A 21,518-nucleotide genomic window follows, 5' to 3' on the forward strand; every position below is an offset into this window, starting at 1 on the left:
CCATGTCGCCCTCCACGACCAGTCCCGCCGTCGGCGCCGTCCGCACTGCGCTCGGCGTCAGCGGAGTCCTCTCGCTCGTCATCGGTCTGCTCATCCTCATCTGGCCCGGCCGCACCGCCGAGGTCGCCGTCGGCATCATCTCGGTCTACGTGATCATCGCGGGCCTGGTGAACATCGGCATCGGCCTGTTCTGGCGCTCCGGCTGGGCCCGCATCGGCTACCTCGTCCTCGGCGTGCTCTTCATCGTCGCGGGCATCTTCTCGTTCGCGAACCTCTCGGCCACGACCGCGTGGTTCGGTGTCTTCATCGGCACCCTGGTCGGCATCCTGTGGATCATCGAGGGCGTCGTCTCGCTCACGACCGCCGGTCACGCCTCGAAGGCGCGCGCGTGGACGGTCTTCTTCGCGATCGTCAGCATCGTCGCCGGAATCGTTCTGCTGTTCTCGCCGCTGCTGGGCGCGGTGACGCTGTTCCTGCTGATCGGCATCTCACTGGTCATCCTCGGCGCCTTCCAGATCGTGCGCGCGATCCAGTTCGGCAAGGCCGTCTGACGCCGATAGAAGAAGGGGCCCGGATGCCACGGCATCCGGGCCCCTTCTTCTGTCACCGCACGGGCAGGTACCGGCTCCACCAGTCGAGGACCGCCTCGAAGCGTTGCACGCGGTGCTGCGGGCGGCCGGAACGCGTGAGCTCGTGATCCTCGCCGGGGAAGACGAGCATCTCGGCGTCGACGCCGTTGCGCTTCAGGGCCGCGTAATACCGGGTCGCCTGATCGAGCGGGCAGCGGTAATCGAGCTCGGAGTGCAGCACGAGCGTGGGCGTGGCGACCCGATCGACGACGGCCATGGGGCTCTGGGCGGCCACGAGCGCCGGGTCGGTGCCGACGTACTCGTCGCCGAAGAACGAGCCGATGTCGCTCGATCCCGGGAAGGCGGCGGGATCGAGGAATCCGCGCTCGACGATCGCTCCGGCGAAGCGGTGGTCGTGCGCGATGATCCAGGCGGTCATGTAGCCGCCGTAGGAGCCGCCCATCACGCCGACCCGCTGCGCGTCGAGCCGCGGGTCGGCCCCGACCACGCCGTCGAAGAAGTCCATGACGTCGAAGAAGTCGAGCGTCCCCATGCGGCGACGGATCGACCGCCCGTGCGCACGGCCGTACCCCGCGCTCCCCCGCGGATTGCTGTAGACCACGGCGTAGCCGGCGTCGACGAGGACCTGCGTCTCGTCGAACAGGTGCACGCCGTAGGAGGCGTAGGGCCCGCCGTGGATCTGCAGGATGACGGGGAACGGCCCCTCCCCCTCGGGCACCGCGACCCACCCGTGCACCGGATAGCCGTCACGGCCGGCGATCTCGTGTTCGACCGGCACCGCGATGCCCGTCTCGCGCGCGGCTCCGCCGAACGCGGTGAGCGCCCGCACCTCGGGCCCGTCGATCGTCACGAGCTCGCCGGAAGACTCGGGAGACGCCACGGATGCCACGACCCGCCCCCGCGCGACCGCGTGCCCCGAGACCTCGAGGTCGCCACCCAGCACCTGATCGACCCGCCCGCCGCGCGACACCCGCAGCAGCCTCAGACGCCCGCGGGTGCGGTCCTGCACGAGGACGTCGTCGCCGTCGAACGAGAGGTGGCTGCCGACCTCGCCGAGGTCGATCGACTCGGGATCGGTGAGCAGACGGGGGCCGTCGGCGTCGAGCGCGAAGAGCGCGACGCCGGGAGCGACGAAGTCGGTGCCCTCGTCGCCCACGTCGTTCGCGAGCAGGAAGACGGTGCCGTCGGGGGCGACGTCGACGCTCGCTACGGAGAGGTTCTCTGCGCGGCCCAGGATCTCGCGCTGTTCGCCGCTGTCGACCGCGATCGCGACGATCCGATCGCGCAGGTCGCGGCGCGCCGTCTCGATCACGTCGGGCACGCTGAGCAGTTCGGCGCCGTCGTTCGTCCAGACCACGCCGCTCCAGCTCGTCTCCCCGTGCGTCAGCGCGGTGGACGCAGCGGCGACGACCGTCTTCTCGGGTGCGTCGAGTCCGGGTGCCGGCTCGTAGAACGGTTCCGCATCGGTGGCGGGCGCGTCCACGACGAACACGTGCGCGGGTCGATCGAGATAGCCGAGACCGTTCGCATGCCAGCGGATGCCAGTGATCCGGCGCGGCGGTTCGGCTGCGGCATCCCGGCCCTCCACGGTGCCGTACCGCCCGGGTTCGGGAACGCGCGCGGTGAAGCCGAGGCGCGAGCCGTCGGGCGACCATGCGAGGTCTGTCACTCCCCCGGGCTGGTCGGTGACCTGCACGGGTTCGCCGCCCTGTGCGGCGACGACGAAGATCTGGGCGCGGCCCTTCTCATCGGAACGGAGGAATGCGATGGTGCTGTCGTCGGGCGACAGCCGCGGCGCGCGGTCCGCTACCCCGCGCGTGATGCGGCGCGGGGAGCCGTCCGGCACGTCGACCCGCCACAGCTGACCGACCGCCCGGTCGGCGGCGAGATCGGGGCGCGAGGTCGCGAAGACCGCGAACGCCCCCGTAGCAGCGATCGCGGGCCGACCGACCCCGATCAGTGTCTGGATGTCGGTCGGCCGCATGATCACTCGCCTCCGAACGAACCCGTGTCTCCGACGAGGCGGGTGTTGTCGGCGGGCACCGGGTCGACCGCGGCGCGGGCCACCTCGGCCGCGAACTCCGAGACGTTGTAGAGCTTGCCGGCGTCTTCGCGGCGGGCCGAGATCGCGCCGGGGTTCGCGCGCTCGAGCAGGGTGGCCGTGATGGTGCCCTCGATCATGTCTCCCGAGACGACGGTGAAGCCGATGCCGCGCTCCTCGAGGGCGGGGATCTTCTGGCGCAGAGCGTCTTCGCCGGCGCGCTTGGACAGGGCGACCGGCTCGTACTCGGGCATGGTCGGGGTGGTGCGGATGAAGTGCGCCTGGTGGCTGGTGACGAAGACCACGCGGGCCTCGGCCGTGAGCAGGGGCAGGGCCGTCTCGAGCACGTTGACCTGCGCGTCTCGGTTGAGCAGCAGCGCGTAGTCCTCGGCCATGCCCGACTCCATGCCGCCCGAGGCGTTGAGCACGAGGATGTCGAGACCGCCGAAGGTGCGCTCGACCTCGTCGAACATCGCCTTCACCGATTCGGGATCGGTGAGGTCGGCACCGACGACGAGAGCCTCGACGCCGAGCTCGCGCAGCTGCGCGGCAAGCTTCTCGGCGCGCGGCGCCTTGTTGCGGAAGTTGATGACGACGTTCGCGCCGGCCTCGGCGAAGTAGCGGACGGTGTCGGCGCCGATACCGCGCGACGAGCCGGTGACGAGAGCGGTCTTGCCGCTCAGGGAGCCGGACGGAAGGGTCTGGGACACGGAAGTTCTCCTGACGATTCGAAAGATCGACTCCCCAGCCTACCGACCGACCCGGCACCTCCCGGGGGCGGGCAGCCTGTGTGCTGGATGAGAACCGACCCCGGCGGCGCGCCCCGGTGCTACGTTCGGGCCAGGAGGCACGAAATGGACGTTCTCTCCACTCCCGACACGTGGGCCTGGATCGGCTGGATCGTGTTGATCCTCGTCTTCGTCGTCATCGAGATGCTGACGGGCGAACTGACCTTCCTCATGCTCTCGGGGGGCAGCGCCGCGGGGCTCCTCTCCGACCTGCTTGGCGCGCCGCTGTGGATGCAGGCGATCGTGGCCGCACTGGCCGCCGTCGCCCTGCTGACCTTCCTGCGGCCTCCGCTGCTCCGGCGTCTGCACCGCGGCGCCGACGAACGCCCGTCCGGTGTCGACGCCCTGCTCGGCCTCCAGGGTCTCGTGCTGTCGCGTGTGTCGCCCTCTGTCCCGGGGCAGGTCAAACTCACCAACGGCGACGTGTGGACCGCGCGCAGCGACACCGGCATCCGACTCGACCCCGCGACGCGCGTCGAGGTCGTCCGCATCGACGGCGCCACCGCCGTCGTCCGCGCCGTCGTTCCGCGCGCGCACGAAAAGGAGGTCGCGACATGAACGCCGACAACATCATCCCCGTCACGATCGGATGGATCCTCGCGGCGGCGGTGGTGGTCTTCGTGGTCGTCGTCCTCTTCCGCGCCGTCCGCATCATCCCGCAAGCGCGGGCGGGCGTGGTCGAGCGCCTCGGGCGGTACCACAAGACCCTCACGCCCGGCCTGAACCTCGTCGTCCCGCTGGTCGACCGGGTGCGTCCGCTCATCGACATGCGCGAGCAGGTGGTCTCGTTCCCTCCGCAGCCGGTCATCACCGAAGACAACCTCGTCGTCTCGATCGACACCGTCGTGTACTTCCAGGTGACCGACGCGCGCGCCGCCACCTACGAGATCGCCAACTACCTCGGAGCGGTCGAACAGTTGACGACGACGACGCTGCGCAACGTGGTCGGCGGGCTGAACCTCGAGCAGGCGTTGACGAGCCGCGACAACATCAACGGCCAGTTGCGCGTCGTCCTCGACGAAGCCACGGGAAAATGGGGCATCCGGGTCGGACGTGTCGAGCTCAAGGCGATCGACCCTCCCCATTCGATCCAGGACTCGATGGAGAAGCAGATGAGAGCCGAACGCGATCGCCGTGCCGCGATCCTGACCGCCGAGGGCTCGAAGCAGTCCCAGATTCTCGAAGCCGAGGGTCGGCGCCAGGCCGCGATCCTCGAGGCCGAGGGAGACAAGCAGGCGGCCGTTCTGCGCGCGCAGGGCGAAGCCGAAGCGATCCACTCGGTGTTCACCGCCATCCACGAGGGGCGCCCCGACGACAAGCTCCTCGCCTACCAGTACCTGCAGACGCTGCCGAAGATCAGCGACAGCTCCTCCAGCAAGCTGTGGATCATCCCGAGCGAGTTCACCGAGGCCCTCAAGGGCATCTCGGGAGCATTCGCCTCGCGGACCGGTGGCGACGACTCCCCCATCGTCGCGCCCGGCTCGAGCGACTCGGCCCCCTGATGACACGGCATCCCTTCCTGTCCCGCTCCACCCCGCGCGTGCTCGCCCATCGCGGACTGGTGACCCCGGATGCCGCCACCCAGGGCGTCGTCGAGAACTCGTTCGCCGCGGTCGCCGAGGCCCACGCGGCCGGGGCCGACTACGTCGAATCCGACTGCCACCTCACCGCCGACGGCGAGGTCGTGCTGTTCCATGACGACGACCTGCAGCGGGTGGCCGGCGACCCCCGGGCGATCGCCGACGTGCGCCTGCACGAGATCGAGGAGCTGATGGCCGAGCGCGGGGGTCTCGTCACGCTCGCCCAAGCGCTCGAGGCATTCCCCGAGGTGCGCTTCAACCTCGATGTGAAGGCCGCGGCCGCGGCGGCCGAGGTCGGTCGGCTCGTCGCCCCGCACACCGAGCGCGTTCTCATCACGAGTTTCTCCGACGAGCGACGCCTCGACACTCTGGCCGCGACCCGGGCGGCGGGCGCTACGACGCGACCCGCCACCTCCCCCGGATCCGGGACGATCGCGCGGCTCCTGGCCGCTCGCGCCCTGCGCCGGACAGGGCGTGTCCGCGGCATCCTCGACGACATCGACGCCCTTCAGATCCCCGAGCGCCAGGGACCGATCCGGGTCGTCTCTCGAGGACTGATCCGCGACGCGCACGCGGCCGGTGTCGAAGTACACGTGTGGACGGTGAACGACGAGGACGACATGTCGCGCCTGCTCGACCTCGGTGTCGACGGTCTGGTCACCGACCGCGCGGACGTCGCCCTCGCGCTCGTGAACAGACGGGGAACAGCATCTGTCTGAGCATCCACTGTGAAACTCGTCAGGACGCGCGCAGTTCGAATAAAGCGCACAGGTGCGAACGTTATACATGGGGACCGACGAGAGGACCACAAAATGGCAGACCGCAGTCTCCGCGGCATCCGACTCGGCGCCCAAAGCCTCCAGAGCGAAGACGGCGTCGTGTTCCACGACCGTGCACAACACACCTATTCCTGCAGCACCTGCGGACGCGACACCGTCCTGACCTTCGCTGCCGACGCCGAGGTTCCCGACGCCTGGGAGTGCCGTACCTGCGGCGCCGAGGCTCTCCTGCGCATCGGCGAGGGCACGGCGACCGTCGACCACAGCGCCGACAAGGCCGCCCGCACACACTGGGACATGCTCCTGGAGCGTCGCACGATCCCCGAGCTCGAGGAACTCCTCGAAGAGCGCCTCGCTTTCGTCCGCGCTCGTCGCGGCGCCGGGAACGAGAAGCTCAGCGCCTGACGCTGACCCGCCGATTCAGACGCCGGCCCCTTCGGGGGTCGGCGTCTTCTTCGTCGCCCGCGAGCGGATGGCCAGGACGAGCCCGGCGGCGATCAGCCCCGCGAGGCTCCCCCACCCGAGAACGATCTTCACGGCCGGCCCGATCACGACCGCCGGGGTCAGTCCGGTGCGAAGCGGCACGTCGGTGAGCATGTGTCCTGCAGTGTCCGGCGGAAGGGAGTCGAGCGTCGACCCGTCGGGCGCGATGACCTGGCTGGTACCCACCGTCGACAGGTTCACCACCGCGCGGCCGGTCTCGATCGCGCGCATCTGCGCGAAGGCCAGCTGTTGGAGGTTCTCGTCGGTGCCGCGGAAATCGGCGTTGTTCGTCTGGAACATGTAGACCTCGGCGCCCTCGTTCGCGCCGTCCCAGACGACGTCGTCGTAGATGACGTCGAAGCAGATCGCGAGCCCGACACCGACCCCGTTGAGATCGATCAGCGGCGGGGCCGTTCCGGGAGTGTACTCACGGCCGATGAGCCCGATCAGATCGGGGGCGAAGGGTTCCCAGAACGCGCGATCGGGAACGTACTCTCCGAACGGCACGGGATGCCGCTTGTCATAGGTCGACCCCTCCTGCCCGGAAGCCGTCCACAGCAGTGAGGAGTTGAACAGCTCCGAGCCGCGCTCGGTGACCGCCGAGACCAGCAGGGGCGCATCCATGCGCCGCGAGAGCTCCGCGAGCGTCGCCGCCGTCGCCGGGTTGGAGGTCGGGTCGGAATCGACGCCGCCCTCGGGCCACAGCAGCACGTCCATCTTCTGTCCGAACAGCGGAGCGGATGCCGCGAGCTGCGCATTCAGCACGGCGTTGCGCGAGCGCTGGTCGAAGTACCCCGCCGGACCATTGCCCTGCACCGCACCGACGCGGATCGAGCCCGCGTCGGTGGTGGGGAATGCCGGAAGGGCCAACAGCACCACCAGCACCAGCGCCGCGGGGAGGGCGCCGGCGACGCGGCGCATGCGCCCGCCGCGCACGAACTCGATCGCCATCGCGCAGAACAGCACGACCAGGAACGACAACCCCGACATGCCCACCCACGACGCGACCTCGGCGAAGGGGCTGTTGACCTGCGAGACGCCGATCCGCCCCCAGGGGAAGCCACCGTAGGGCCACGAACCCACGATCTGTTCGCGCAGGGTCCAGAGGGCGGCCACCAGCGCCGGAAGCAGCAGGAGCCGTCCCACACGCCCCGGTGCGACACGGGGCAGCCAGCGATACGCCAGCGCGATCGGTGCCGCCAGAACGGCCGTCAGCAACGCCTCGAGTACGAACAGGGCCGCCCACGGGATGGGCCCGAGGTAGCGGGCGGTGAAGAGCAGGTTCACCGAGAAGAACGCCACCCCGAAGAGGAATCCGATCAGAACGGCCGACCAGAACCGGCGACCGATGAGGGTGACGAGCGCGAGCGCGACGGCGGGGAACGCCATCGGCCACCAGGCGAGGGCCGGGAAGGCGGTGACCAGCAACAAACCCGCCACCACGGCGAGGGGCGCGGCGAACGCGAGGCGTAGCGGTGGCGCGGGGGCTGCGGCCGGCGCTGCATCGACGGCCACGGACGAACGGCTCATGCCGAGGTGTAGGCCACGATGCCGCGTCGAACGGAATCGAGCGCGGTGCGAGCGGTCTTGGCGAGCTTGGGCTCGGCGACGAGCGAGATCTGGTCGAGCAGGTCGATGGTCTGCTTCGCCCAGCGGACGAAATCGCCCGCGGCCATGTCCGCGAGCGTCAGCACGCTATCGAGCGGCAGACCTTTCGCCCACGCGTGCATGGCAGGGGCAAGCCCGGAAGCGGGCGGCTCGGAGCCGGGCAGACGGTGGTCGCGCTCGAGGTCGTCGAGTTGCTGCCACAGGGTCTGCGTGGTGTCCAGAGCCTCGCGGAAGGCACCGCGCGGCAGCCTCCGCTCACCCGGGCCCGCCTCGTCTCGACGCGGTTCGTAGACCAGGCAGCACGCGAGCGCTGCCAGAGAGGGGGCGTCGAGTCCCTGCCACAGGCCCTGCCGCAGCGATTCGGCCACCAACAGGTCCCGCTCGCCGTAGATGCGCCGCATCGTGCGGCCGGCCGGTGTGAGCACGGTTGCGCCGTCTTCCTCGATCGCCACGTACTCGAGGGTCGCGAGCACCTCGACCACGCGGTCGAAGACGCGCGCGACGGTGCCCGTGCGCTGGTCGATCTGATGGCGGGTCTTGTCGGTGGTGCGCTTGAGCTTCCAGTACCGCTCCGCCCAGCGCGCGTGCGCCTCACGATCGGGGCACGAGTTGCAGGGATGCCGCTGCATCCGCTTGCGCAGCGACTGGATCTGCTGCTGTCGCTCGTCGCGCAGACGGCGGGGCGCCGTGGCATCGCGCCTATTGATCTTCTCGAGGTCGCTGAGCTCGCGGCGGATCGTGGAGTACTCGCGGAAGTCGCCGCGATCGCACGTCATGGCCTTCTCGTAGCCGTCGAGCGACTCCTCGGCCTCTTTCACCTGACGGGCGAGGCCGACGACCGAGCGATCGGCCTGGAACTGCGCGAACGACGACTCGAGGATCTCGCGGGCGCGGGCGCGACCGAACTGATCGATGAGGTTGACGGCCATGTTGTACGTGGGCCGGAAACTCGAGTTGAGCGGATACGTGCGCCGCGAGGCGAGGGCGGCGACCGATTGCGGGTCGAGCCCCTCGGTGAACTGCACGACAGCGTGACCCTCGACGTCGATCCCGCGGCGACCGGCGCGACCGGTCAACTGGGTGTACTCGCCCGAGGTGATGGCGACGCGCGCCTCACCGTTGAACTTCTCGAGCTTCTCGAGCACGACCGTGCGCGCGGGCATGTTGATGCCCAGGGCGAGGGTCTCGGTTGCGAAGACCACCTTGACGAGCTTGCGGCGGAACAGTTCTTCGACGACCTCTTTGAACGCCGGGAGCAACCCCGCGTGATGCGAGGCCATACCCCGCTCGAGGTTGTCGCGCCACTCCCAGAAGTGCAGCACGGCGAGGTCTTCGTCTTTGAGCGTGAATGTCAGTTCGTCGACGATCTGGCGGATCTCGACGCGCTCCTCGGCCGAGGTCAGACGCACGTTCGCCCGGCGCAACTGCTGCACGGCGGCATCGCACCCGGCGCGGCTGAAGATGAAGAAGATCGCGGGGAGCAGATGATTCCGCTGCAGCAGTTCGACGACCTCGGGGCGGTCGATGCGCTCGATGCGCGGCCCCTGCTGCGCGCGCAGCGGCTTGTGTCCGCCGCGACGCTGGTGAGCGTGCCGCGGGCCGCCCGCATGCCGCTGGGAGCGGTACTCCTGCGCGCGACGGTTGTTCTCGTACCCGCCGGCGTTTCCGCCGCGGATGAGCAACAGCTCCTGGTTCACCTGCGCCGTGGCGACCCCCGCACGATCGTCGAACAGGGGCAGCAGATCGCCCCGGACCAGGACGTGCTGTTCCAGGGGCACCGGCCGGGTCTCGGACACGATCACCTCGGTGTCGCCGCGCACGGTGTCGAGCCAGTCGCCGAACTCCTCGGCGTTCGACACCGTCGCCGACAGCGACACGAGCTTGACCGACGGCGGGAGGTGGATGATGACCTCTTCCCACACCGCCCCGCGGAAGCGGTCGGCGAGGTAGTGCACCTCGTCCATCACGACGAATCGCAGGCCGCGGAGGGCCGGCGAGTCGGCGTAGAGCATGTTGCGCAGCACCTCGGTCGTCATCACGACGATGCGCGCCGAGGCGTTGATGTTCGTGTCGCCCGTGAGCAGGCCGACCTCGTCGTCGCCGTAGACCTCTTGCAGCTCGTGGAACTTCTGGTTCGACAGCGCCTTGATCGGGGTGGTGTAGAACGCCTTGTCACCGGGCTCGAGCATCGCGAGATGGATCGCGAACTCTCCGACGATCGTCTTTCCTGCGCCCGTGGGGGCGGCCACCAGGACGCTGCGGCCGTCCTCGAGGGCATGGCATCCGGCGATCTGGAAGTCGTCGAGCTCGAAACGCTGCATCTCGGCGAAGTCCGCCGTGTGCGGGTGCGTGGAACGGGCGGCGGCTCGAGCGAATCGCTCGGCCGGACTGGGCGAGCTCACGCGATGGGCCCCGACGGCATCTCGGACGCCGCGAGTCGGCGGGCCTTGCGCCGGTCGAACAGCATCGACACCCCGGCCGCAGCGAAGAACAGCACGGTCAGGATGCCGGCCAGCATCAGCATGCTGATGATGTCGGCCGCGGGGGTCGCGAGAGCCGAGAACAGGGTCGCGATGAGGATCGCCACGCGCCACCCCTTGAGGATCGCCTTGCCGCTCATGATGCCCGCGACGTTCAGGGCGACCAGGAACACCGGCAGCACGAACGCGACGCCCACCACGATCATCAGCTTGAAGACGAAATCGTAGTAATCGGTGGCGTTGTAGAAGTTGACGCCGCCCTCGGGGGTGAAGCCCCACATCAGCTCGATCACGTGCGGGACGATCAGCAGGCCGACCCAGCAGCCGACGAAGAAGAGCGGCACGGCGGATGCCACGAACCCGACCGTGTACCGGATCTCTTTGCGCGTGAGCCCGGGCATGATGAACGCCCAGATCTGCCACAGCCACACCGGCGCCGACAGGAAGATGCCGATCGAGAAGGCGATGCGCATGCGCAGATCGAAAGCCGAGGTCACCGAGGTGAAGTTCAGCGCCGAGAAGTCGTCACCGCGGCGCTCGGCGATCACGCGGATCGGCTCGGTGATGAGGTGGATGATCGGATCGGTGATGATGAAGGCCACCACCATGCCGACAACGAGCGCGAGCGCCGCGATCATCAGACGCTTGCGCAGCTCGACCAGGTGCGCCCCGATCGACATGCGCTTGTCGCGCCGCGGCCCTTCGGGCACGTCGATCCGCGGCGGTCCTGCCGTCGCCACGGGTTAGACGGTGGGGTCGGTCGACCTGCGCGGCTCGGGAGCGACGGTCGGCGTAGTGCCGACGTCGGTGGCGCGCGGGGCTTCGGATGCGGCAGCGACCTCGTCGTCGCGCTTCATCTCCTTCATCTCACTCTTGAACACTCGTGCCGACTGACCCATGCTCTTCGCGAGAGCGGGGAGCTTGGCGGCACCGAACAGAAGAAGGATGACAGCGAGAACGATCAACAGGTGCCATCCGGTCAAACCCTGGAACATGGGGACTCCTCGTCTCGTTCGGGCGGTGCTTCAGTCTAACCCGGGCGCTGGGAGCGTGCTCCGCCGCGCGGGAACCCGGCGGAATCGGTCAGGATTCGGGCGTGTACTGCGCGAGTCCGGCAGCCGCCCAGGCAGCGGCCGCGCGCCGCGCCCCCGCGGGCTCCAGCAACTCGACCTCTCCCCCACGACGCGCCGCGAGCCGCTTGAGGCTCTGCTCATCCGCCAGCCGGAGGGAGGCGACGGCCAGAGCATCGTCTGCTCCCTCGATCTCGGCGCGCTCGAGGTAGTCGGACAACAGGGGCGCCACCGCTCGGGGGAAGCGGAAGCGTGCGACGACCTCGTCATCGGTGGGTGCGAAGAGCTCGGGCACCGGGTCGGCGCCGTGCACGGCCGCGATGTCGGTGACGCACGCGTCGCTGACGCGGTCGAGATGGAAGGTGCGTACGGCCTGTCGCAGGTGATCCCAGCCCTGCAGGTACCACTGCCCGTTCGCGATGTGCACCTTGATCGGGTCGACCGTTCGGGTGATGGGGTCGGCACCGGGGGCGTGATAGGTGAAGGTCACGGCGACGCGCGAGCGCAGGGCCTCGTCGACCACGTCGCGCACGCCGTCGACGGGACCCGGGGCGACGATGACGGCGGCCGGAGCGGTCGCGGCGCCCCGCGCGAGCTTCGACAGGAGCTCGGTGACGAGCTCGCTATCCCCGAAGCCCGGCAGACTCCGCGCCAGCTGAAGGCCTGCCAGCAGCGCCGCCGCCTCACGTGCGGTCAGGCGCGGAGATCGCTCCAGACCCACGGTGTTCGTGATGGCGATCACATCGTCGCGATCCAGCAGATCCCAGTCGATGTCGAACAGGTCGTGGGGAAGCTGCCAGTACCCCCGCTCGCCGGGCAGACCGATCACGGTCAGACGCTCGACCATCGCGCGCATCTGGTCGGGGGCGACCTCGAACTCCGCCGCGGCCTCGGCGACCGAGACCTCGCCCTTGCCCAGGAGGTAGGGGACGAGCTGCAGCAGGAGCGCGGCGCGGTCGAGAGCGGCGACGGGACGGTCGGTGCTCACGCGGCACCCCCGTGGAGAGCGAGCGTCGCCTCGAGCCGGCGGATGACCTCGGAGCGCAGGTCCGCGGGCTCGACGACGCGCACCTCGGGGCCGTACGAGGCGAGCTCGTCGGCGAAGACGTGCAGGTCCACGTACGGGACGTAGATGCCCTGGGGCGCCGCTTGGGCGCGGCGGTCGAGCCGCAGCGCCGCCTCGGTGCCGGGGTGCACTTCCAGCAGAGCGCGTTGACGGGCGGCGACGGCGCGCAGGCCGTCGAGCGCGCGCTCCCCCGCGCCCTCGCGCTGTTCGGCGGGGAAGCTCTTGCGCGTGGCCGCCACCTCGCCGACGATCCGCGAGAGAAGGAAGGTGCGATCCGCGTCGACGTTGAGGTCGTAGCCGTAGACATGCCACCGTGCCTCGTACTCGACGAGCGCGAGGGGCTGCACGCGTCGCTCTCGCGGCCGTGCTTCTCCGGGTCGAAGGTAGGCGAAGGTCACGACACGGCATTGCTCGATCGCCCGCTGGAGGGCGGCGAACGAGGCGTCGCGCACGCGGATGCGCGGGGCATAGCCGATGATCGGCTCGTCGACGGGGATGCCGAGGGCCCGGATCTTGCGCAGTCCGCTGCGCGCGTCGGCGGACAGCGACTCGCTCCCCCAGACGCCCCCCGCGATGTTCAGCAATGCGACCTCGGCGGGGCTGAACGTGATGTCCTCGGGAAGCGCGTACTCGGCGGTCGGCACGCGGTAGCGCGCTTCGCGAAGGTCGTCGGGGTCCGCGCGATTGCCGATCGTCTCGATCGGCACGCCCAGGCCGCGCAGGCTCTCTTTGTCGCGCTCGAACATCTTCTCGAGTGCGTCTTTCGACGCGCCCGCTTCGAGCTGTTCGCGGTAGCCGGCCACCGACGACAAGATGGTGTCCTTCGTCAGCCCCTGCTCGGTCGCCATGAGGGCGACGACGAGGTTCACCAGACGCTCCTCGGGAGCGCTGCGGGACACGGTGGCGGGCACCCGCCCATCCTAGGCGTCGAGCGCGGAGCGGGTGCAGAGCAGTGCGTTCCGCGACCGCCCGAGACAACCCCGCGTCAGCGGATGCCGATCAGCTGACGGTCCCGAGTACGTCGATGACGTAGACGAGAGCCGCATTGGCGGGCGCCTTGAGGATCTGCTGATCCTGCGCGGTCTGATCGGCCGGGACGACGACGAGCACCTGCGAACCGACGGTCTGTCCCTCGAGTGCCGAGGCGAGGGCCGGCGGCAACTGCGACACGGTCGCCTGCCCGGGCGCGCCGTTCTTCCACGTCGAGGCGAAGGTGGTGGTCGCGCCCCACGCGACGCCCTGGACGTGGATGACGACCGACGAGTCGGCGGCCAGCACGTCGCCGTCGCCCTTCTTGATGGTCTGCGAACGCACCTGCGTGGGCGCGTCACCGGCGGGCATGACCACACCGGGAGTGCCGTCGGGAGCCCGCACGACCGAGGGCATGCCCGAGTCGGCGTTGTACTGGTCGGCGCCGTCGGCCGCGGGGAGGAAGACCTTGCGCACATCGAAGACGAAGACCGCGCCGTCGCCCTCGTTGACGCCGAGAGCCTGAGCACCCTGGGTACCCAGCTCGGAGCCGGGGATGGCCACGGCGACGCGCGACCCCTCGGCCACGCAGTGCAGCAACGGCGCGATCGCGGGGATCGCCTGCGTCAGGCGCGGCAGGGGCGTCGCCGACTTCACGTCGGCGGCGTAGGTCGTCGCGACCAGCTGCGAGCCGGTGGCGGCGTCGAACACCGTCACGTCGACGAGCGAGAGCTGGTCGTCGCTCGTGATGCGCTGCCCGTCGCCCTGGATGAGTGTCTGCGTACCGGCGGTCTCGGGGATGAAGGGCGAGCGCACCGACACGGTGGGCGCGGTGCCGAAGTCGCCGCTGGCCTCGACCACCGAGGCGATCGCACTGTCGGTGGTCGAGGCGATCGCACTGTCGGTGGGCGTCGGGCACGACGAAGAGGCGGATGCCGAGCACCCGACGAGGCCGAATCCGGCCAGGGCGGTCACGGCCACGAGAGCGGGGAGTCTACGCACCGGAACAGTTTAGGCGGTCGAACCGGGCTCCTCCGACGAGGCGCCCGCGACGGACTGCCGGACCCCCTCGGCGGACTTCTGCGCCTCGCGCACACGCTTGCGGAGATTCTTGTCGGTGATCTGACGATCCCCCACGGCCCCGGGGGTCCACAGCTCCACGTCTTCGTCGCCGTAGCTCGACTTCGACGCTCGGCGCTTGACCTCGGGAGGAATCGCGCCGGGCGCCAGGCGGCGCGCGGTGATGAGGAAGCCCGTGTGCGCCACCATACGGTGGTCGGGGCGGACCGCGAGGCCCTCGACGTGCCACCCGCGGACCATGGTCTCGCTGGCATCCGGCTCGGTGAACAGCCCGGTCGCGCGGATGTACTCGGCCACGCGGCTGAGCTGGGTGGCGGTGGCGATGTAGCAGAGCACGACACCGCCCGGGGTCAGGGCGTCGGCCGCGGCGTCGATGCACTCCCACGGCGCGAGCATGTCGAGCACGATGCGGTCGACGGAGGCGGGGGCCACGGCATCCGGGAGGCTCTCGACCAGATCGCCGACGACGACCTCCCAGGTCGCGGGCAGCTCGCCGTGGAACGTCTCGACGTTGGCGCGGGCGACCTCGGCGAACTCCTCACGGCGCTCGAACGAGAGCAGCCGACCCGCCGGGCCGATCGCGCGCAGCAGCCACAGCGACAACGCACCCGACCCGACGCCGGCTTCGACGACGGTGGCGCCGGGGAAGATGTCGGCCTGCGCGAGGATCTGTGCGGCGTCCTTCGGGTAGACGATCGCGGCGCCGCGCGGCATGGACATGACGAAGTCGCGCAGCAGGGGGCGGACGGCCAGGTACTCGTGGCCGGAGCTGTTGGTCACCACGCTGCCGTCGGGCTGGCCGACGAGGAGCTCGTGCTTGAGCACGCCGTTGTGGGTGTGCAGCTCGCCTGCCTCGCGCAGGGTGATCGTGTGCATCCGCCCCTTGGGGCCGGTCAGCTGCACCCGGTCGCCGACCCGGAAGGGGCCGCTCAGGTGGGGGGTCTCGCTCATCGGGTGGCTCGTGTCTCTTCGGCGTGGGTCGGGGTGTGTGCGGCGTGGAGCGCCCGCAGGTCGGAGGTCGTGCGCCCCTCGAGGCTCGGCCACAGCGCGTGGGCGCCGACCCCCTCGAGCGGCACCATCAGCGGCACGCCGAGGGCGACGGCTCCGCTGGCGATCGCGGAGCGCAGTCCGTTCGGGGAGTCCTCTATCGCGACGGTGTCGCCGATGTGGACGCCGAGGGCCGCGGCGGCCTGGAGATAGGGGTCGGGGTAGGGCTTGGGACGCTCGACGTCGTCGCCGGCCACCACGAGGTCGAAGGCCGGGAAGTCGATGAGGTCGACCACCGAGAGCGCCATGCGACGCATCGACATCGTCACCAGCGCCGTCTTGACGCCCTCGGAACGCAGGTCGGCGAGCAGCTCGCGAGCGCCCGGGCGGAACGGCACGCCGGTCACGGCGAGCTGTCGCTGCACCTCGTCGGTGAGGTACGAGATGATCTCGTCGACACCCCACGGCACGCCCGCGTTCTGGAGCAACCGCGCGGAGTCCTCGAGAGCGAGACCGACCATGCCGAGAGCCTGCTCGTGCGACCACGTGCCACCGAACCGCTCCACGAGCGGGGTCTCCGCGGCCATCCAGTACGGCTCGGTGTCGACGAGCGTGCCGTCCATGTCCCAGAGGACGGCGGCGGGAGCGGGGGAAGTCATCGTTCCATCCTATTGAGGGCGCGACTCCCGCCCGTCCGGCCCGCTGGGCCCGGCGCGGGCGGGACCGGCTCGGTCCGTGCGGGTGCGCCTATCCTGGAAGCCAGCCCCGACGGGGCAGAGGAGGTTGCGTGGACGCACTGGGTCGCCGGATCATCGTCGCCGCGTTCGACGGGTGGAACGATGCCGGAGAAGCCGCGTCGGCGGCAGCGGCGATGCTGCGAGCCGACGTCGAGTACGCGGTCGTCCACACGGTCGACCCCGAACTGTACTTCGACTACCAGTACACGCGCCCGCAGGTCGGATTGGACGCCGAGGGGCGTCGCACCCTGAGCTGGCCCGAGGCCACGCTGCTGCGTCCCGTCGAACGCTCCGACGACGCCGAGATCTGGCTCCTCGTGGGCGTCGAGCCCGCCCGCGCCTGGCAGGCGTTCGCCGCCGAGTTCATCGACGTCGCCCTGCGCGAGGACGTCTCGGGCTTCGTCGCGCTCGGCTCGATGATGTCCGATGTACCCCACACGCGCCCCATCTCGGTGTTCGCCGGCAGCGACAACGAGGCCGTGCGCCAGTCCCTGTCGCTCGAACGGAGCCTGTACGAGGGGCCGGTCGGCATCCTGAGCGCCATCGGTCACGTCTCGGAGACCGTGGGCATCCCGACCGCGAGCCTGTGGGCGAGCGTGCCGCACTACGTCGCCGGGCACACGCCCTCGCCCAAGGCCACCCTGGCCCTGCTCGAGAAGCTCGAGTCGATCACGGGCATCGCCGTTCCGCGGGGAGACCTCGAGAACGAGTCGCGCCTGTGGGAGGCGTCGATCGATGCGGCAGCGGCCGACGACGAGGAGATGAGCGAGTACATCCGCCAGCTCGAGCAGACGCGTGACACGTGGGACTCCCCCGAGGCGTCCGGAGACGCCATCGCCCAGGAGTTCGAGCGCTACCTGCGCCGCGGCGGCGAAGGCCCCACCAAGCCCGGCCGCGACGACCCGCCCCGCCGCTGAGTACGAGTCGGTCGCCGATCGCGCGACGCACTCTCGCCCTCATCCGACATGACGAAGGCGCCGTCCCCGAGCGGGACGGCGCCTTCGCGGCATCCGGGACTCAGCCGGTGATGGCGGAGTACGCCGGCAGCACACCGAGCGTCAGCAGCACCATGATCAGCACGCCGAGAGCGACGCGATAGATCACGAACGGCAGGAAGCTGCCGCGCTTGAGGTACTGCATGAGGAAGGCGATCACGAGGTAGCCGACGACGAACGCGATGACGGTCGCCAGCGCGGTCTCACCCAGGGTGTACGGGCCGGTGCCCTCGTCGAAGCTCTTGTACAACTCGAAGAACCCGCTGGCGAAGACCGCCGGCACCGCGAGGAGGAACGAGTACTCCGCGGCGGCGGTGCGCTTGTAGCCGAGGGCACGACCGAGGGTCGTGGTCGCTCCCGAACGCGAGACCCCGGGAACGAGGGCGAGGGCCTGGGCGACGCCGAAGGCGACACCGTGCGGGTAGGTCAGGTCGTCGAGCTCGCGACGACGCTTTCCGTAGTGGTCGGCGAGACCGAGCAGGATGCCGAAGACGATGAGCACCACCGCGGTGATCCACAGACTCCGGAAGTTGTCGCGGATGAGGCTCTGCAGCAGCACGCCGAGCAACGCGATCGGCAGTGTGCCGATGATGACCAGCCAGCCCATGCGGGCGTCGGGGTCGGTGCGGGGCACCTTGCCGGTGAGCGAGCCGAACCATCGTGAGATGACCCGGACGATCTTCTTGCGGAAGTAGATCAGCACCGCGAGCTCGGTGCCGATCTGGGTGATGGCGGTGAACGTCGCGCCGGGGTCGGTCTTCGACGGGAGGAACTCCCCCACGATGCGCAGGTGGGCGCTCGAGGAGATGGGGAGGAACTCGGTGAGGCCCTGGACGAGCCCGAGGACGATGACCTCGAAGATATGCATGCGGTCCTTCAGTACGTGCGGATGAGGTCGGCGAGGACTCGCTGACCGAACTGGAGCGCGTCGACGGGGACGCGCTCGTCGACCCCGTGGAACATCCCGGTGAAGTCGAGGTCGGCGGGGAGGCGCAGCGGCGCGAATCCGTAACCGGCGATGCCGAGGCCGGCGAGGGCCTTGTTGTCGGTGCCGCCGCCCATGAGGTACGGCACGACCGGCACGCCGGGATCGTGCCGACCGAGCTGCGCGATCATCGCGTCGACGAGGTCCCCCGAGAAGGGCACCTCGAGACCGATGTCCTGATGGACGATCTCGATCTCGATGTCGGGTCCGACGATCCGGCGGATGTCCACCAGAGCGGCCTCTTCGGTACCGGGGAGAACGCGAACGTCGATGAGCGCCTCGGCACGGTCGGGGATGACGTTGTGCTTGTAGCCGGCGGTGAGGCCGGTCGGGTTCGTCGTCGTGCGCAGGGTGGAGCGGATGAAGCTGGATGCCGCGCCGGTGCGCAGGGCGAGAGCGTCGGGATCGCCCGCATCGTCGCCGGTGATCTCGGCCAGCCCCTGGAGCAACTGCGAGGTCGTGTCGGTGAGGCGGATCGGCCACTCGGTGCGACCGAGGGCGGCGACGGCCTCGGCGAGCTTCGTCACGGCGTTGTCGGCGTGCAGGCCGCTGCCGTGGCCCGCGCGGCCGCGGGCGACGAGCTTGATCCAGACGAGGGCCTTCTCGCCGACCTGGAGCAGGTACGCGCGGCGGTCGCCCACCGCGATCGAGTATCCGCCCACCTCGCTGATGGCCTCGGTCGCGCCGGCGAACCACTCGGGACGGTTCTTCACCACGAGTGCCGAGCCTTCGACGCCACCGTTCTCCTCGTCGGCGAAGAAGGTCACGATGATGTCGCGTTCGGGCTGCTCCCCCGCGCGCAGCACGTCGGCGACGGCGGTGAGGATCATGGCATCCATGTCCTTCATGTCGACGGCACCGCGCCCCCAGAGCACGCCGTCGCGGATCTCGCCCGCGAAGGGGTCGACGCTCCAGTCGGCGGCGACCGCCGGCACCACGTCGAGGTGGCCGTGCAGGATCAGGGCGGGCTTGTGGGGGTTGCGTCCGGGAATGCGGGCGCAGACGTTCGTGCGACGCGCGATGGGCTCGTAGTACTCGACCGGGAGGCCGAGGGCCTCGAGGTATGCGCCGACGTACTCGGCCGCTTCGCGCTCGCCCTCGGCACGGCCTCCGCCGTAGTTCGAGGTATCGAACCGGATCAGGTCGCGCGCGACGCGGGCGACCTCGGGGACGTCGGTTTCGAGCTCGGGCATGCGCACTACGGTACCGGGGGCGAGCATGCTCCCCCGCCCCCGCGTCGCCGTGAGACGCGCCCGGGGGGCGGCATCGATTCGAGGCGGCGTCGGGAGCGTGGTAATGTCGTTCTTCGTTGCGAAAGCAGCAAATCACCCAGATGCGCGGGTGGCGGAATAGGTAGACGCGCTAGCTTGAGGTGCTAGTGCCCTTTAACGGGCGTGGGGGTTCAAGTCCCCCCTCGCGCACAGAACGAAGAAGGCCCCGGATTCATCCGGGGCCTTCTTCGTCGTCTATCGGAGGCTCTGTCACGGGTGGCCTGAGAGCGTGCGCGCTCGGCGCCGCGGGAGGGCGCGCGCCGGCGGTTCCCGGCGCAGCCGCACGTTCTGTCCGCGTCGCCCTCGCCGAGAGTCTTTCCCGCGCCCGCCGTGACTCCGCAGAAACACCCGCGTGACATCGGCCGCTTAGCGTCGAGGCATGCCCGCTTTCACCATCCCGACGATCGACATCTCCGCCTGGGTCGCCCCGGGCTCCCCCGATGCGCGAGCGGCGGTGGTCGCCGCCGTCGACCACGCGTGTCGCACCGTGGGGTTCATGCAGGTGGTGGGTCACGGCATCCCGGATGCCGTGATCTCGGAGCTGACCGAGGGAATCGACGAGTTCTTCGCCCTGCCGTTGGAGGCGAAGAAGGCGTACGTGCGGCCCGCGGCGGAGAATCGCGGGTACAGCCCGCCGAAGAGCGAGTCGCTCAGCTACAGCCTGGGCGTCGACCCGGTGACGCGGATGAACGACTTCTTCGAGGCGTTCAACGTGGGAACCTCTGCCGCCGAGTACCCCGGCAGCACCGCGACCGAAGCGGACTACGCCGAGAACACCTGGCCGGCCGAGACGCGGCTGTTTGAGCCCGCGGTGCACGCCTACTACGGCGAAGCGCGCCGGGTCGCGCACACTCTCACGCGGATCTTCGCTTCGGCGCTTCGGGTGCCCGACGACTTCTTCGACGGCGTCACCGACCATTCGATCGATGTGATGCGCATGAACAACTACGCCCTCCCGCCCGGCGAGATCGAGCTCGGCGCCGAACTCACCGGCATGGGCGAGCACACCGACTTCGGCCTCGTGACGGTGCTGTGGGCGGATCAGGTCGCGGGCCTGCAGGTGCTCGGCCAGGACGGCTCGTGGAACGACGTCTCCCCCGCGCGCGGCGCGCTGCTCGTCAATCTCGGCGACGTCGCCGCCCGCCTGACCAACGACCGCTGGATGTCGACGCTGCACCGGGTGAAGCCACCCGTCGTCGACGGGACGATCGAGCGCCGCCGATCCGCCGCCTTCTTCCACGACGGCAATGCCGACGCCGTCATCGCCCCGCTGCCGCACTTCGTCTCGGACGAGGCTCCGGCCCTGTACGACCCGGTGACGATCCGCGAGCACATCGCGGCGAAGCTCGCCGGGTCGCGCGCGGGGCGCAAGAACACCGGTGCACAGCGCGAGGCAGCGCGGGTGACGGCAGCGAGCAGAGGCTGAGCCGAGCCGCGGGCGGCGGGCGGGGCTTGCGCCCGCACGCGGGTGACGGCGGGCGGCGCGCCCACGCGCCGGTGACGGCGGACGCGGCTCGCACCCACAGGCGGGCGACGGCGGACGCGGCTCGCACCCACACGCGAGCGACGGCGGACGCGGCTCGCACCCACACGCGGGCGACGGCGGACGCGGCTCGCACCCACACGCATAAACGCGATCAGCGACCAAAAACACGCGCTCCCCGCGTTTATGCGCGCCAATCGCGTTTATGCGCGACACGACGGCCGAACCCGGCACCAGACCAACGTCGGGCCGGACGCGCATGGCGGGGGCGAGCGCCGGAGGACGACCTCACGCCCACACGCATAAACGCGATCAGCGACCACAAACACGCGCTCCTCGCGTTTCTGCGCGTAAATCGCGTTTCTGCGCGACGCAACGGCCAAACCCGGCACCAGACCAACGCCAGGCCGGACCAACGCCGGGCCGGACGCGCATCGCGAGGGCGAGCCCCGGCGAACGACCTCACGCATAAACGCGATCAGCGACCACAAACACGCGCTCCCCGCGTTTCTGCGCGTAAATCGTG

At 69.9% G+C, this 21,518-nt stretch carries 20 protein-coding genes and 1 tRNA gene; 8 read left to right on the forward strand and 13 right to left on the reverse strand.

What is annotated here, in order from left to right; translation table 11 throughout:
- Positions 1–2 precede the first annotated feature (2 nt).
- On the forward strand, positions 3–551 hold the full coding sequence (locus OVA17_RS15700) for an HdeD family acid-resistance protein (RefSeq protein WP_267787388.1): 549 nt from the start codon (positions 3–5) through the stop codon (positions 549–551).
- 52 nt (positions 552–603) lie between these two features.
- On the opposite strand, the gene OVA17_RS15705 is transcribed toward OVA17_RS15700, so the two are convergent.
- Positions 604–2,574, reverse strand: coding sequence for an alpha/beta hydrolase family protein (locus OVA17_RS15705; RefSeq protein ID WP_267787389.1), 1,971 nt, complete (start codon positions 2,572–2,574; stop codon positions 604–606).
- Between the two features lie 2 nt (positions 2,575–2,576).
- Positions 2,577–3,341, reverse strand: a complete 765-nt coding sequence (locus tag OVA17_RS15710; protein ID WP_103209650.1) for an SDR family oxidoreductase — start codon at positions 3,339–3,341, stop codon at positions 2,577–2,579.
- A 144-nt stretch (positions 3,342–3,485) separates the two neighbouring features.
- Here OVA17_RS15710 and OVA17_RS15715 point away from each other — a divergent pair, with 144 nt between their 5' ends.
- The 4 genes from OVA17_RS15715 (at position 3,486) to OVA17_RS15730 (ending at position 6,183) form a co-directional block, all read left to right on the forward strand.
- Positions 3,486–3,977 (forward strand): NfeD family protein, encoded by a 492-nt coding sequence (locus tag OVA17_RS15715; protein WP_141376818.1) that lies wholly within the window; start codon positions 3,486–3,488, stop codon positions 3,975–3,977.
- Complete coding sequence (locus tag OVA17_RS15720; RefSeq protein ID WP_103209654.1) at positions 3,974–4,921, forward strand: SPFH domain-containing protein; 948 nt, start codon at positions 3,974–3,976, stop codon at positions 4,919–4,921. The genes OVA17_RS15715 and OVA17_RS15720 overlap by 4 nt, the downstream gene beginning before the upstream one ends.
- Positions 4,921–5,718 (forward strand): glycerophosphodiester phosphodiesterase family protein, encoded by a 798-nt coding sequence (locus tag OVA17_RS15725; RefSeq protein ID WP_267787390.1) that lies wholly within the window; start codon positions 4,921–4,923, stop codon positions 5,716–5,718. Before OVA17_RS15720 ends, OVA17_RS15725 begins: the two co-directional genes overlap by 1 nt.
- Before the next feature lie 93 nt (positions 5,719–5,811).
- A complete protein-coding gene (locus tag OVA17_RS15730; RefSeq protein WP_150956331.1) occupies positions 5,812–6,183 on the forward strand; it encodes an RNA polymerase-binding protein RbpA in 372 nt (123 codons plus the stop codon).
- A 15-nt stretch (positions 6,184–6,198) separates the two neighbouring features.
- Here the strand turns inward: OVA17_RS15730 and lnt are convergent, their stop codons facing one another.
- The 9 genes from lnt to OVA17_RS15775 all read right to left on the reverse strand — a co-directional run bounded on the left by lnt (position 6,199) and on the right by OVA17_RS15775 (position 16,180).
- Complete coding sequence (gene lnt / locus OVA17_RS15735) at positions 6,199–7,791, reverse strand: apolipoprotein N-acyltransferase (protein WP_267787391.1); 1,593 nt, start codon at positions 7,789–7,791, stop codon at positions 6,199–6,201.
- Positions 7,788–10,271, reverse strand: a complete 2,484-nt coding sequence (locus OVA17_RS15740) for a DEAD/DEAH box helicase (protein WP_267787392.1) — start codon at positions 10,269–10,271, stop codon at positions 7,788–7,790. The genes lnt and OVA17_RS15740 overlap by 4 nt, the downstream gene beginning before the upstream one ends.
- Positions 10,268–11,029: a twin-arginine translocase subunit TatC gene (gene tatC, locus OVA17_RS15745; protein WP_210075391.1), complete on the reverse strand. Its 762-nt coding sequence runs from the start codon at positions 11,027–11,029 to the stop codon at positions 10,268–10,270. The genes OVA17_RS15740 and tatC overlap by 4 nt, the downstream gene beginning before the upstream one ends.
- Before the next feature lie 63 nt (positions 11,030–11,092).
- Entirely contained in the window at positions 11,093–11,344 is a 252-nt protein-coding gene (tatA, locus tag OVA17_RS15750) for a Sec-independent protein translocase subunit TatA (protein WP_094733007.1), read from the reverse strand.
- An 88-nt stretch (positions 11,345–11,432) separates the two neighbouring features.
- Entirely contained in the window at positions 11,433–12,407 is a 975-nt protein-coding gene (locus tag OVA17_RS15755; protein WP_267787393.1) for a WYL domain-containing protein, read from the reverse strand.
- A complete protein-coding gene (locus OVA17_RS15760) occupies positions 12,404–13,396 on the reverse strand; it encodes a helix-turn-helix transcriptional regulator (RefSeq protein WP_267787394.1) in 993 nt (330 codons plus the stop codon). Before OVA17_RS15760 ends, OVA17_RS15755 begins: the two co-directional genes overlap by 4 nt.
- 88 nt (positions 13,397–13,484) lie before the next feature.
- Positions 13,485–14,456 carry an FKBP-type peptidyl-prolyl cis-trans isomerase gene (locus OVA17_RS15765; protein ID WP_267787395.1) on the reverse strand — a complete coding sequence of 324 codons (972 nt, stop codon included), beginning with the start codon at positions 14,454–14,456 and terminating at the stop codon, positions 13,485–13,487.
- 9 nt (positions 14,457–14,465) lie between these two features.
- Complete coding sequence (locus OVA17_RS15770; protein ID WP_267787396.1) at positions 14,466–15,485, reverse strand: tRNA (adenine-N1)-methyltransferase; 1,020 nt, start codon at positions 15,483–15,485, stop codon at positions 14,466–14,468.
- Positions 15,482–16,180 (reverse strand): HAD family hydrolase, encoded by a 699-nt coding sequence (locus OVA17_RS15775; protein WP_267787397.1) that lies wholly within the window; start codon positions 16,178–16,180, stop codon positions 15,482–15,484. Before OVA17_RS15775 ends, OVA17_RS15770 begins: the two co-directional genes overlap by 4 nt.
- Before the next feature lie 128 nt (positions 16,181–16,308).
- Here OVA17_RS15775 and OVA17_RS15780 point away from each other — a divergent pair, with 128 nt between their 5' ends.
- Positions 16,309–17,175 (forward strand): PAC2 family protein, encoded by an 867-nt coding sequence (locus tag OVA17_RS15780; RefSeq protein WP_267787398.1) that lies wholly within the window; start codon positions 16,309–16,311, stop codon positions 17,173–17,175.
- A gap of 100 nt (positions 17,176–17,275) precedes the next feature.
- On the opposite strand, the gene OVA17_RS15785 is transcribed toward OVA17_RS15780, so the two are convergent.
- Positions 17,276–18,121, reverse strand: a complete 846-nt coding sequence (locus OVA17_RS15785) for an undecaprenyl-diphosphate phosphatase (RefSeq protein WP_267787399.1) — start codon at positions 18,119–18,121, stop codon at positions 17,276–17,278.
- An 8-nt stretch (positions 18,122–18,129) separates the two neighbouring features.
- Positions 18,130–19,431 (reverse strand): M20/M25/M40 family metallo-hydrolase, encoded by a 1,302-nt coding sequence (locus OVA17_RS15790; protein ID WP_267787400.1) that lies wholly within the window; start codon positions 19,429–19,431, stop codon positions 18,130–18,132.
- A gap of 142 nt (positions 19,432–19,573) precedes the next feature.
- On the opposite strand from OVA17_RS15790, the gene OVA17_RS15795 reads away from it, so the two are divergent.
- Together OVA17_RS15795 and OVA17_RS15800 are read left to right on the forward strand one after the other, a co-directional pair.
- A tRNA-Leu gene (locus OVA17_RS15795) sits at positions 19,574–19,659 on the forward strand.
- A 229-nt stretch (positions 19,660–19,888) separates the two neighbouring features.
- Positions 19,889–20,935: an isopenicillin N synthase family dioxygenase gene (locus OVA17_RS15800; protein WP_267787401.1), complete on the forward strand. Its 1,047-nt coding sequence runs from the start codon at positions 19,889–19,891 to the stop codon at positions 20,933–20,935.
- Positions 20,936–21,518: the final 583 nt, after the last annotated feature.

This window comes from Microbacterium sp. SL75 (genome assembly GCF_026625865.1).
Taxonomy (GTDB): domain Bacteria; phylum Actinomycetota; class Actinomycetes; order Actinomycetales; family Microbacteriaceae; genus Microbacterium.